The organism is Saccharopolyspora erythraea (assembly GCF_018141105.1).
In the GTDB taxonomy this organism is placed as follows: domain Bacteria; phylum Actinomycetota; class Actinomycetes; order Mycobacteriales; family Pseudonocardiaceae; genus Saccharopolyspora_D; species Saccharopolyspora_D erythraea_A.
On record NZ_CP054839.1, the window covers coordinates 1,039,859 to 1,052,741 of the forward strand.

8 protein-coding genes and 1 pseudogene are annotated in these 12,883 nt (G+C 72.3%); 6 read left to right on the plus strand and 3 right to left on the minus strand.

Annotated features, from left to right (window positions below; translation table 11 throughout):
* Window positions 1-42: 42 nt before the first annotated feature.
* Complete coding sequence (locus tag HUO13_RS04750; RefSeq protein ID WP_211900261.1) at window positions 43-390, minus strand: DUF1801 domain-containing protein; 348 nt, start codon at window positions 388-390, stop codon at window positions 43-45.
* Between the two features lie 10 nt (window positions 391-400).
* Window positions 401-1,396, minus strand: coding sequence for a LacI family DNA-binding transcriptional regulator (locus HUO13_RS04755; protein WP_211900262.1), 996 nt, complete (start codon window positions 1,394-1,396; stop codon window positions 401-403).
* 250 nt (window positions 1,397-1,646) lie between these two features.
* Between HUO13_RS04755 and HUO13_RS04760 the strand changes: the two genes are divergently transcribed.
* The 3 genes from HUO13_RS04760 to HUO13_RS04770 all read left to right on the plus strand — a co-directional run bounded on the left by HUO13_RS04760 (window position 1,647) and on the right by HUO13_RS04770 (window position 5,654).
* Complete coding sequence (locus HUO13_RS04760) at window positions 1,647-3,062, plus strand: L-fucose/L-arabinose isomerase family protein (protein WP_211900263.1); 1,416 nt, start codon at window positions 1,647-1,649, stop codon at window positions 3,060-3,062.
* An 86-nt stretch (window positions 3,063-3,148) separates the two neighbouring features.
* Window positions 3,149-4,639 carry an FGGY-family carbohydrate kinase gene (locus HUO13_RS04765; protein ID WP_211900264.1) on the plus strand — a complete coding sequence of 497 codons (1,491 nt, stop codon included), beginning with the start codon at window positions 3,149-3,151 and terminating at the stop codon, window positions 4,637-4,639.
* Window positions 4,640-4,709: 70 nt separating this feature from the next.
* On the plus strand, window positions 4,710-5,654 hold the full coding sequence (locus HUO13_RS04770) for an alpha/beta hydrolase (RefSeq protein ID WP_211900265.1): 945 nt from the start codon (window positions 4,710-4,712) through the stop codon (window positions 5,652-5,654).
* A 246-nt stretch (window positions 5,655-5,900) separates the two neighbouring features.
* Here HUO13_RS04770 and HUO13_RS04775 read toward each other — a convergent pair whose 3' ends face one another.
* Window positions 5,901-6,812: a DNA recombination protein RmuC gene (locus HUO13_RS04775; protein ID WP_432757850.1), complete on the minus strand. Its 912-nt coding sequence runs from the start codon at window positions 6,810-6,812 to the stop codon at window positions 5,901-5,903.
* Window positions 6,813-7,081: 269 nt separating this feature from the next.
* On the opposite strand from HUO13_RS04775, the gene HUO13_RS04780 reads away from it, so the two are divergent.
* The 3 genes and pseudogenes from HUO13_RS04780 to HUO13_RS04790 all read left to right on the plus strand — a co-directional run bounded on the left by HUO13_RS04780 (window position 7,082) and on the right by HUO13_RS04790 (window position 12,874).
* Window positions 7,082-8,266, plus strand: coding sequence for an exonuclease SbcCD subunit D (locus HUO13_RS04780; RefSeq protein ID WP_211900267.1), 1,185 nt, complete (start codon window positions 7,082-7,084; stop codon window positions 8,264-8,266).
* Window positions 8,263-11,217 (plus strand): AAA family ATPase, encoded by a 2,955-nt coding sequence (locus HUO13_RS04785; protein WP_211900268.1) that lies wholly within the window; start codon window positions 8,263-8,265, stop codon window positions 11,215-11,217. The genes HUO13_RS04780 and HUO13_RS04785 overlap by 4 nt, the downstream gene beginning before the upstream one ends.
* A 257-nt stretch (window positions 11,218-11,474) precedes the next feature.
* A pseudogene (locus HUO13_RS04790) lies at window positions 11,475-12,874 on the plus strand (alpha/beta hydrolase).
* Window positions 12,875-12,883: the final 9 nt, after the last annotated feature.

The following is a 12,883-nucleotide window of genomic DNA, read 5'->3' on the forward strand; positions in this document are numbered from 1 at the left end:
GCACGTGCGCCCTGCTGCGGCGGGCGCGGGCCTTCGAGTTCGTCAGAGCAGGTCGGTTCGGTGAGCGAGCGCGTCGCGGAGCAGCGCGCTGACCGCGTCCGGGTGGCTCGCCGCGGCGGAGGCGGAGACCTCGCGGACGTAGCGCCCGGAACCGGTCAGCAGCCCCTCGGGGTCGTCGAGCAGCACCCCCTTGTGGAACACCAGCCGCGCGCCTCGGGCCGTCGCGGCGACCGCGCACACCCAGTGGTGCCAGTCGCCGTCGACGGTGAAGGTCAGCCGGCCCCACTTCACCGCGTGCTCGACGCGCGGTTCGGTGCCCAGGACGAGCGCCGCGAGCTCTCGCGCCTGGGCACGCGCCTGCTCGTCGAGCCCGTCGAGCCACTCCCGCATCGCCACGGCGTCAGCCCCGGGAGCTGCTACCCCGGGTGACCAGGTGGGCCGACAGGGTGGTGGTCGAGGCGTCGGTGCCGTCGCCGCCGATGCGGCTGAGCAGCAGCTGCGCCCCCACCGCACCCATGTCGTAGGCGGGCTGGGAGACGACGGTCAGCGGCGGGTCGAGCAGCGTCGCCCAGGGAGCGTCGTCGAACGCCACCACGCCGACATCGCGGCCCGCTCGCAGGCCGAGCTCGGCCATCGTCTCCAGCACACCGACCGCCATGGCGTTGTTGGCCACCAGCACCGCGTCCGGCCGCGGGTCCTGGGTGAGCAGCGACCGCGCCGCCTCCTTCGCGCCCGCGGCCTTGAACTCGCAGCGCCGGACCAGTGCGTCGGAGACGGTCCGGCCCGCCTCGCGCAGACCGTCCTGGTAGCCGGCGAGGCGGTCGTCGGCGGTCAGCACACCGGTGGGGCCGGTGATGCAGGCGATGTCGCGGTAGCCCTGTGCGCTGAGGTGCAGCGCGGCGTCCCGGGCCGCGTCGCGGCTGTCCACCAGGACCGTGTCGCCGAACGAGTTCGGCAGCGGCCGGTCCAGCGCCACCACCGGCGTGCCGTGCGTGCGGAGCAGGTCGGCGCTGTCCCCGGCACCTGCCGGGGACAGCAGCACCCCGGCCACCCGCTCCTGCAACGCCACGTCGATGTACTCGCGCTCCTTCTCCGGTTCGTCGTCGGAGTTGCACAGCACGACCGAGTAGCCCGCTGAGTGCGCCACGTCCTCGACACCGCGCGATATCGCGGTGAAGAAGGGGTTCTCCACATCGGAGATGATCAGCGCCAGCACCGCGGTCTCCTGTTTGCGCAGGTTGCGGGCCGGACCGTTGGGCCGGTAGCCCAGCTCGTCGGCCGCCGCCAGCACCCGGGCGGCCAGTTCCGGATCGACCGTGCTCTTGCCGTTGAGCGCCCTGGACACGGTCGCGGTGGAGACCCCCGCGCGGGTCGCCACGTCACTGATCGTCGCCACCGTTCCTCCCGTTGTCCTCTTCCCGCGTGATCACCGGCCGCCAGCCTTGACAGCCCGTGTTATACGAGAATAGCGTCCGAGAAAACGATTGCTCATAGCTCGTACGGTGCATTGTGAAAAACCTTCCCGTTCGAGTGCTCGCCACCGGGGAGTCGCGGGCGTCCGGGGCGCAGGTCGTCTGCGATCCCGCCCCCGCCGTCGTGCTCTCAGCAGTCAACGCCGCCTGTCTGGAAGAACTTGGGAGGAACCCGTGGCTCGCATCGGTGTCATCAGCATCTCCGACGGGCGTGACCATGTGCACGCGCGGAACTCGGAGTTCATCCAGTCCAAACAGGACGACCTCGTCCGGTCGCTGAAGCAGGCCGGGCACGAGGTCGTCGCGGGCGACGACCTGGTCGCCACCAACACCCTGGCCACCTCGGTCGCGCGCAAGGTCGCCGCCTCCGACGTCGACGTCACGGTCTTCTACTACACCGTCTGGGCCTTCCCGCATTTCACGATGCTGGCAGCCGACGCCACCCGCAGCCCGCTGGTCCTGGTCGCCAGCACCGACCCCACCGAGCCCGGCCTGGTCGGCATGCTCGCAGCGGGCGGCGCGCTCGACCAGATCGGCCGCGCGCACACCCGGGCGTGGGGCGCCCCGGACGACACCGAGCTGGCGGAGAAGATCAGCGTGCGGGCCAGGGCGGCGGCCGCGGTCTCCGCGCTGCACGGCTCCACGTTCGGGCGCTTCGGCGGCCGCCCGATGGGCATGAACACCGCGGTGGCCAACACCGACCAGTGGCAGCGCCAGTTCGGCATCGACGTCGAGGAGATCGACCAGTACGAGCTGGTCCTGCGCGCGGAGAAGGCCGACGCGGCCGAGGCCAAGCACGCCCGCGAGTGGATCGAGCGCCATGCCGCCGGCGTGCACTACGACGGCAAGAAGCTCACCCCGGAGCTGCTGGAGCGCCAGATCCGCTCCTACATGGCGGTCCGGGACATCATCGCCGAGCGCAACCTGGACTTCTCCGGCATCAAGGGCCAGCCCGAGCTCACCGAGCACTTCGCCACGATGGACGTCACCGAGGCGTTCCTCAACGACCCCTACGACTGGAACGGTCCGAAGAAGACCCACGTCTGCGCCACCGAGGCAGACATGGACGGGGCGCTGACGATGCAGATCTTCAAGAGCATCGCCGAGACCCCGGTCCTGTTCGCCGACGTCCGCCACTACCACGCCGACCGCGACATCTGGGACCTGTGCAACTCCGGCCAGCACGCCACCTGGTTCGCCGCCCGCAGCGACGACCCGGCGGAGAACCTGGCGAAGGTCAACTTCTACCCGGAGGTGTTCTTCTTCCCGGCGGGCGGCGCCTCGGTCCAGCACATCGCCGCTCCCGGTCAGATGACCCTCGGCAGGCTGACGCGCGAGGACGGCCAGTACCGGCTCCAGCTCATGCTCGGCGAGTTCGAGAGCTACGACGAGGCCACCAACAAGGTGCTGATGGACCAGTCGACGCCGGAGTGGCCGCACGCCTTCGCACGGCTGGACGCGCCGGGCGAGGTGTTCCTGTCCAAGTTCGGCGCCAACCACATCCACGCCATTCCGGGCGACCACCGCGCCGCGCTGCGCGCCGTCACCGAGCAGCTCGGCATCCGCCTGGACGAGTGGACCCGCGGCTGACGCATACCCGTAGCCGAACCGCTCCGGCCGGGGCGCTCCGGCCGGACCGGCTCACCCGCCGGCCACCACCAGGAGAGGACTTCGCGATGGCCGAAACAGTGCTGCTCGGCATCGACATCGGCACGTCGAGTTCCAAGGGCGTGCTGGTCACCGCCGACGGGCGCGTCGTAGCCCGGGCGATCAAGCCGCACGAGACCTCCTACCCGCACCCGGGCTGGGTCGAGCACGACGCCGAGGCCGTGTGGTGGACCGACTTCCGGGCGCTGGTGTCCGAGCTGCTGCCCGCGGTCGAGGGCCGCACGCTGGCCGGCCTCGGCGTCAGCGGCATCGGGCCGGTGCTGCTGCCCGCCGACGGCGACGGCAACCCGCTGCGCCCGGCGATCCTCTACGGCGTCGACACCCGGGCCACCGAGCAGATCGCCGCGCTGACCGAGGAGCTGGGCGCCGACGAGATCCTGCGGCGCGGCGGGTCGGCGCTGAGCAGCCAGGCGGTCGGGCCGAAGATCCGCTGGCTCGCCGAGCACGAGCCGGAGACCTACCGGCGCACCGAGATGCTGCTGATGTGCAGCTCGTACCTGGTGCACCGGCTGACCGGCCGCTACGTGCTCGACCACCACTCGGCCAGCCAGTGCGACCCGCTCTACGACCTGGCCGCGCGGGACTGGTCGGCGGAGTGGGCGCCGCGGGTCGCCCCGGACCTGCCGCTGCCGGAGCTGGCATGGCCGACCGAGGTCGTCGGCCACGTCGGCGCGCGGGCCGCGGCCGAGACCGGGCTGCCCGAGGGCCTGCCGGTCACCGCGGGCACCGTCGACGCCTGGGCCGAGGCGACCAGCGTCGGCGTCCGCAAGCCCGGCGACGTGATGCTGATGTACGGCACGACGATGTTCTTCGTGCAGGTCCTCACCGACCCGCATCCGCACCCGGCGCTGTGGGGCACGTGCGGCGCGTTCCCGGACACCTACACCCTCGCTGCCGGAATGGCGACCTCCGGCGCGGTCACCGACTGGCTGCGCAAGCTGGTCGGCGGCGAGTTCGCCGACCTGGTCGAGCAGGCGGCGCAGGCGCCGGCGGGCAGCCGCGGGCTGTTGCTGCTGCCCTACTTCGCCGGGGAGCGCACGCCGATCTTCGACCCGGACGCCAGGGGCGTCCTCGTGGGCCTGACGACCAGCCACGGGCGCGGTGAGCTCTACCGGGCCGCGCTGGAGGGCATCGCATACGGCGTCCGGCACAACCTGGAGGCGATGAGCGAGGCCGGCGGCACCGCGGGCAGGCTCGTCGCGGTCGGCGGCGGCACGCAGGGCGGCCTGTGGACGCAGATCGTCTCCGACGTCACCGGGCAGGAGCAGCAGGTGCCGGGCGAGACGGTCGGCGCCGCCTTCGGCGACGCGCTGCTCGCCGGGATCGGCACCGGGGCCGCCGTCGCGCCCGACGAGTGGAACCCGATCGCCACCACCGTCCGGCCGAACCCGGCCAACCACGACCGCTACGACGCCTTCTACCGCCACTACCGCGACCTCTACGAGGCGACGGTCGGCACAGCCCACTTCCTCGCAGCGGAGCAACGCGCCGCGGACTGAGGGGCGATCTTGTTAGGCTCGCTCCGTCTCCGCACCCTGTGCAGTGCGGCGGAGGGGGAGGGCAGATCCGATGGCGGTGGCACGACGTGTCTTGGCGGCGGCGTTCGCCCTGGTCGCGCTGGCCGCCGCCGGATGCGCCCGCCCCGCGGCGTCCAGCACCGACGAGGCCCCGCCCGCGGCCGGGCGCGACCTGGGTGCCGCTCGCGTGCTGCGCGGCGAGGTCTACGCGCAGCGCGACTCCGGTGCCCTGCAACTCGACCTGTTCCTGCCGAAGCGCAGGTCAGGACCCGTACCGCTGGTCGTGTACGCCCACGGCGGCGGCTGGGACGCGGGTGTGCGGACGCTGGACGCCGACCCGTCCGCAGTCGAGGCCCTGACCGCCGAGCGGCTGCTCGAACACGGCTACGCGGTGGCCACTGTGGACTACCGGCTGACCGGCGTCGCGCAGGCCCCCGCGCAGGTGGTGGACGTGGCCGACGCGGTGCGCTGGCTCCAGCAGCGCGGCGGTGAGTGGGGCGTGGACGGCGACCGGGTCGTGCTGTGGGGCGCGTCCGCGGGCGGGCACCTCGTCTCTCAGGTCGCGGCGGTCGCCGGCGACCCGGGCAAGCCGGGAGGCGGGCTGACCGGCATCCGCGGGGTGCTGAACTGGTTCGGCCCGACCGACATGAGCGCCGAGGCTCAGGTCTCGCACCCGGAGCTGCGGGACTACTCGCAGCGCTCGGTCCGCAAGCTGCTGGGCTGCGTGCCGCTGGAGTGCCCGGCGACGGCCGACGCGTCGAGCCCGATCAAGAACGTCTCCGGTGACGAACCGCCGTTCCTGATCCAGCAGGGGACCAGCGACTCCCTCGTGCCGATCGACCAGAGCCTCGACTTCGCCGCGAAGCTGCGCGGCCTCGGCGTCGACGTCGACATGCACCCGTACGAGGGGTTCGACCACGGCTTCGGGCGCGGGCCGCGCACGCCGCTCATCGTCGACACCGCCGTCGCCTTCGTCGACACCCGCCTCGCGCGCTGAGGCCGGCGGCGGCGCGCTGCGTCATCGGCGGCGTTCGCGAGCCGCGGTCGCGTTCCCGGCGGCGGTAGTCGCGGGTGCTCTGCCGACCAGGTGCGTCCTGTAACCGACGCCGTTCTACCCATCGTTGCGCCGCCGCTGTGTCGGACGGTGCCCGCCCGCCGTCGTAATCGCCGCGCTGCTGCCTGCCCGCCGCTGCGTCCGCCGTTGCCGTGCCCGCCGTCTTCCCGCCTCCGGCAGGCCACGGCACTATCCGCCGTTGGTGTACCCGCCGTTGCCCCGTCCGCCGTCCAGCTCCGGCACGGCGCTGCCCACCAGCCCGTCCTCGTCCCTGCGCACCTCGCCGACGGGGGTGGCGCCGCCGGCCGCGTCGGTCAGAGGCTGCGCCGCGCTGCGGAACGCCTCCAGCGCGTCGAGCTCCCGCCTCCGCGCGGACACGAACCGCTGGAGGTGCGTGCTGGAGAGGTTGACCGCCTCCACCGCGCCCGCGGCCGCCCGCTGGGCGCGCACCGACTGCGCACGCACCTGCTCGATGTCGGAGGCGATCGTGCGCTCGGTCGCGGCGAACATCGAGGCGGAGGCCAGGACGGCGAACCCGGTCGGCCCGCACAGGAAGACGCGCTTGCCCAGCAGCCAGGACAGCAGCTGCGGGTCGGTGTCCATGGCGGCGATGACGGCGGCGTCGGACGGCACGAACATGATCGAGCCGTAGATCGCGTCGGCCCACTTCTGGTAGCCCTTGCCCGCCAGTTCCGCCGCACGGGAGCGGATGTTGCGCACGTGGACCCGCAGCGCGTCGCGGCGTTCCTCGGGGTCGTCGGTCTCCATCGCCTCCGCCCAGACGGCGAGGCTGGCCTTGGCGTCGACGGGGACCTGCCTGCCACCGCCGACGGTGAGGACCATGTCCGGGCGGGCCGCGCCGCCGCCCGCGAGGTCGGTCTGCAGTGTGAAGTGGATGTCCTCGCGCAGCCCCAGCGAGCGCGCGGTCTCCAGCAGGACCTGTTCGCCCAGCTCACCGCGTCCGCTGATGGAGGCGAAGGCGACCTCGTACCGGCGCAGCGCCGCCTGCTGCGACACCGTCCGCGCCCGTTCGGCCTCGACCATGCGCAGCGCTTCGTCGGCCCGCCGGGCGCTGTCGGTGTAGAGGCGCCAGACCAGCATGAGCGCCGCCGCGAACAGCAGCGTCAGCACGATGACGATGGTGATCAGGACGCCGGTGCCCACATCCGCTCCCTGTGCCGCTCGGTGCTCCGCACCGCATCATCTCGAACCCCACCGACAGCCTCGGCCCGCACCCGCCTGACCGGCCTCTGGCGGCTGTTGCGTCCGGTTGCTCCATCCGGGCGTCCCACTCCGTGACCGGTGCACGACACGCCGAAGCGTCCTGGGGGGTTGCCGCGTTCCCCGGACCGCGTAGATAGCTTTGCCGCATGCGGGTGCTGCATACCTCCGACTGGCACGTGGGCCGGACCTTCCACGGTCGCGACCTGCTCCGGGACCAGGAGGCCGTCCTCGGCGGACTGGCCGACCTGGTCTCCGACGAGCACGTCGACGTCGTGGTGATCTCCGGTGACCTCTACGACCGCGCCGTGCCGTCGGGTGAGGCGGTGGAGACCTGCGTGCGCGTGCTGTCGCGCATCCGCGCCGCCGGTGCCGAAATCGTCGTCACACCGGGCAACCACGACTCGGCTGCCCGCGTCGGCGCGTTCGCCGACTTCGCCTCGGCCGGTGGACTGCACCTGCGGACCAAAATCTCGCGCCTGCACGAGCCGGTGCTGATCGACGACGAGCACGGGCCGGTCGCGTTCTACGGAGTTCCCTACCTCGAACCGGATCCCGCCCGGCACGCGTTGGAGGCGTCGGCCGACGTCGCAGGCGCGGCCGCCCGCGTCGAGGCGCGCACTCACGCGGCCGTGCTCACCGAGGCGATGAACCGCGTCCGCGCCGACATTTCCACCCGCGGGGAGCAGACCCGTTCCGTCGTGCTGGCGCACGCGTTCGTGACCGGTGGCGATTCCAGCGACTCCGAGCGCTCGATCGCGGTCGGGGGCGTCGAGGACGTGCCGGGCTCGGTTTTCGGCGGTGTCGACTACGTGGCGCTGGGGCACCTGCACGGTCCGCAGCGCCTCGACGAGCACCTGCGCTACTCGGGCAGTCCGCTGGCGTACTCGTTCTCCGAGGCCGCGCACCGGAAATCGGTGTGGCTGCTGGACCTCGACGCAGGAGGACTGTCCGGTGTGGATCGTCGCGAGCTGCCGGTGCCGCGTCGGCTCGCTACCGTCCGGGGCGAACTCGAAGACCTGCTGACGTCCGCCGAGCACGCCGAGCACGAGGACTGCTACCTCTCGGCGACGCTCACCGACGAGGTCCGCCCGCTCGAGCCGATGCGGCGGCTGCAACAGCGGTTCCCGCACGCCGTGCACCTGGAGTGGCAGCCGGAGGGAGGCCGGGCGACCGCGCCGCTGCGCTACTCCGAGGCGGTGCGCGGACGCGACGACCAGACCATCGCGAAGGGTTTCGTCGCCGACTGCCGGGGATCCGAGCCGACGGAGTCCGAGCGCCTGCTGCTGCAGGAGGCGCTTCGAGCCATGGACATCGCGGAGGTCCGGCGATGAGGCTGCACCACCTGGAAGTGACGGCTTTCGGGCCCTACCGGGACACCCAGTCGGTCGACTTCGACACCCTCGGCTCCGATGGGCTGTTCCTGCTCCACGGCGACACCGGCGCGGGCAAGACCACGCTGCTCGACGCGGTCGCCTTCGCCATCTACGGGGCGGTTCCCGGGGCGCGCGGCGAGGTCAAGCGGCTGCGCTGCGACACGGCCGATCCCGAGGTCACCACGAAGGTGGCCCTGGAGCTGACGGTCCAGGGCCACCGGCTCCGGCTGGAACGCAGCCCGGAGTACCAGCGGCCGAAGAAGCGCGGCCAGGGTTTCACGACGCAGCAGGCGAAGGCGTCGCTGACGTGGCTGGACGCGGTGCCCGACGGGCAGCCGCGGGAGGGGCTGTCCAGGATCGACGAGGTCGCTCGCACGATGCAGCGGCTGCTTGGGATGAGCGTCGAGCAGTTCTTCCAGGTCGTGATGCTGCCGCAGGGGGAGTTCGCGCGGTTCCTGCGGGCCGACACCGCCGAACGCGAGCAACTGCTGGAGAAGCTGTTCGCCACGCAGCGCTTCGGTGGTGTCGAGCAGTGGTTCGTCGACCGGCGGCGCGAACGCGGCCGGGAACTGGAGTCGCAGACGCAGCAGGTACGCGAGCTGCTCGCCCGGCTCTCCCAGGTCTCGGGCAACGGACCCGCCGAGGACGAGGACCACCCGAGCTGGCTGGAGGAGCTGGAGAAGCGCGGCATCCGCGAGCTGGAGCGCACCCGCGCCGAGCACGCGCAGCTCGGCCGGCAACGCGAGGCGGCGGAGGCGAAGCTCGCCGAGCGCCGGGAGTTCGCGGACAAGGTGCGGCGCGTGCGCAAGGCCAACGCCGACCTCGCCGAGCTGGCGAGCAACCGCGAACAGCACGACGCCTGGCGTGCGGAGCAGGACGCCGCCCAGCGCGTTCTTCCGGTTCTCACCGCGCGGCAGTCGGTCGACCGCTCCGCGGCCGCGCTCGAACAGTCCCGGGCCGAGTTGTCGGCAGCGGCCGCCGCCTGTTCCGAGGTGGGCGACGACGAGCCGGCCGACCGGCTGCGCACGCTCGCGGGCAGCCACCGGGAACAGGCCGGCGCACTCGCACAGCTGCTTCCCCAGGCCGAGCAACAGGAGGCGGACCGCCGCCGGCTCGCCGAGCTCGCGGACCGCATCGAGGCCGACTCGCGTCGCGAGGCCGAGATCACCGCGCAGCAAGCGGCGCTGCCCGAACGCATCGCAGAGGCACGCAGGGAGCTCGACGAGTCCAAGCAGAGCGAACTGCGCCTGGAGACGCTCGTCCCGAAGCTCGACGACCTCTCGGCCAGACTCACCGCCGCACGCGAACTTCCCGCAGCAGAACGGGAATCCACCACCGCGTCCCAATCGGCCCGGCTGGCCGTCGACGAGCACCAGCAGGCCCGCGACCGGTTGCAGGACCTCCGGGAGCGCCGCCTCGCGGGTATGGCCGCCGAGCTGGCCGGAGGGCTGACCACGGGCGAACCCTGCCCGGTCTGCGGCTCGGCCGAGCACCCGGACCCGAGACGTCCGGTCGACGACCAGGTCAGCGCGGACGACGAGGAACGCGCCCAGACCGCCGAGCAGCAGGCGCAGGCGCGTCGCGAGAAAGCCGCCGCAGAAGCGCAACGTGCGCAGCAGGCGTGCGAGAGCCTGCGGGATCGCCTCGGCGAGCACACGGAGGAGCAGCTCACCGCCGAACTCGCGGACCTGACCGCGGAGCGCGACGCGCTGCGCGACACGGCGGGCCGCACCGAGCAGCGCGCCAAGCAGCTCGCGGACCTCGAAGCTTCGACCGATCGGATCTCCACGCAGGTCGAGGAAGTCCGCACCCGGCTTGCGACATCGCGCGCCGAGCACTCCGCACTCACGTCCACAGTGGAGGAGAGGGAGGAGCGGCTCGAAGAGGCCAGGGGCGAGTTCCCCGGCATCGGCGCCCGCCGCGAGCACCTGCTCGACCTCGCAGGCAAGCTCGAGAGGCTCGTCGACGCCCGGGTTGCGTGCGCTGACGCGGAAACGCGGGTCGAGGACCAGCGCAACGCCCTGCGCGAAGCGGCGACCGCCGCGGGCTTCGAAAGCGTCGAGGCGGCATTCGCCGCCGAGCGCGGTGACGACCGCCTCGCCGAACTGTCCAGGGCGCTGTCGGAGGTGGAGCAACGCGCCGCGGGTGCACGCGCGACCTTGGAGAGCGCGGAGCTGGCGGGCGTCGACCCGGACGCCGAGGTGGGTCTCGAAGAGGCCACCGAGCAGGCCACGGTGGCGCGCGAGGCCGCGGAGCGGGCAGCCGCGATGGCGCACCGCGCGGAGCAGCGGCACCGCGACGTGGCGCAGCTCGCGGAGCGGCTGCGCGCGGCGTGGGCGCAGCTCGGACCGGCGCAGGCGGAGTACGAGGAGCTCGCCGCCCTGGCGGACGTGGTCAACGGGCGCGGCCAGAACGCCCGCAAGATGTCGCTGCGCTCGTACGTGCTGGCGGCGCGGCTGGAGGACGTGGCCGAGGCCGCGACCCGCCGGTTGCAGCGCATGAGCGACGGCCGCTACTCCTTCGTCCACTCGGACGCAGCAGGCGCCCGCGGCACCCGCGGCGGCCTGGGCCTCGACGTGCTCGACGACTACTCCGGCAAGATCCGCCCGGCGAAGACCCTGTCCGGCGGGGAGTCCTTCCTCGCGTCCCTGTCCCTGGCCCTCGGCCTCGCCGACGTCGTGGCCGCCGAGACCGGCGGTGCGCTGCTGGACACCCTGTTCATCGACGAGGGATTCGGCACGCTCGACGCCGACACCCTCGACCTGGTGATGGACACCCTCGACGACCTCCGCACCGGCGGCCGAGTCGTGGGCCTGGTCTCCCACGTCGAGGAGATGCGCCAGCGCATCGCCGTCCGACTGCGCGTCCGCAAGTCCCGCACCGGCTCAACCCTCGTTCTGGAGCGCTGACGACCAGCGGTTTTCCATGTTCCACGGGAAACCGCACACGGTTCTCATCCCGTCGGCCTGGCGCCCGGCCGATGGCCCTCGTGGAGGTCGATGGGTGAAATCGTCAAGACCTGTGGATGAAGATCTTCAAGGCTCAGCGGTTGGTTCGAATCAGCGGCTCCACGACGCTCCCCTCGGAGTAGCGTCGGCCTTCATCGCGCCAGGCTGGTCATAGTTCTGCATCGCGGACCAGGAGTGCGATCTGTACGACGGCGATCATGATTACGGGAGTGTCGGTGGCGGCGACGCCGGACACCGTGGGGTGGGGCCCGTGCCCGGAGGAGGTCGCCGCACCCCGCCTCGAGTGCTCGACGCTCGAAGTCCCGCTGGACTACCGGGACCCGGAGGCCGGCAGATCGAGATCGCGATCTCCCGGCTGGCGAGCGAGAAACCGTCGCAGCGCCGCGGCGTGCTGCTGACCAATCCAGGCGGCCCCGGCGGCACGGGACTCGACTACCCGGCCGTTCTCGCCGGATCAAAGCTGCCGCGGGAGGTGCTGGACTCCTACGATGTGATCGGCTTCGACCCGCGCGGCGTCGGCCGCAGCACGCCGGTGACCTGCGATCTGACGCCGGAGCAGCAGGCACGCCGCAACTTCCCGCCGTACGCGCACACCGCGGCCGATGTGGCACGGGAGGCGGGGAACGCGCGGACCATCGCCGAGCAGTGCGCCACCTCGCCGACAGCGTGGATGCTGCCGCACACCACCACCGCTAACACCGCGCGCGACATTGACCGGATCCGGGCGGCGCTGGGCGAGTCGAAGCTCTCCTACCTCGGTGCCTCCTACGGGACCTACCTCGGTGCGGTGTACACGACGATGTTCCCGCAGCGCAGCGACCGGATCGTGCTCGACAGCAACCTGGGCCCCGGCGGTTACGACGTCACCGCCATGCGGTTGCTCGCCCGTGGAATGGACGACCGGTTCCCGGACTTCGCGGCGTTCGCCGCCGCACACCCCGAGTACGGTCTGGGCACCACCCCGGAACAGGTGACCGCGAAGTTCTTCGAACTAGCGGAGCGGTTGGAGGCGAAACCGGTCCAGGGCATCGACGGAACGTTGTTCCGCGGGATCACGTTCGACCGCCTCTACAACGATGCGCTCATGCCCCTGCTGGCCAAGACCTGGCAGGCACTCGACACGGACCGGCCGCTGCCGCCCGACCTGCCGATGGCGAACATCGAGAACTTCATGTCCGCCCGTTTTTCGGTGATGTGCGGTGATTCGCGCTGGCCGGGCACGGTCCGGGACTATCAGCGCAATGCCGCGGCCGACCGGCTGAGGCACCCGATGCTGGGCGGGTCCACAGCCAGCATCGGACCTTGCGCGTTCTGGCCGGACGAGCGGCCCGAGCCGCCGGTGCGCATCGGTGACCGGGGCCCGTCGAACGTGCTCATGGTGCAGAACGAGCGCGACCCGGGGACGCCGCTGGCCGGCGCCCAGGAGCTGCGGCGGGCGTTCGGGGAACGGGCCACGATGGTGACGGCCGACCAGGGCGGGCACGGTGTCTATCCGTTCGGCCGCAACACGTGCGCGAACGACGCGGTGACGGCGTTCCTGACCGCCGGGCAGCGCCCTCCACAGGACCTCGCCTGCGCGGCGGAGCCGAGCGAGTAGCGGGAGAGG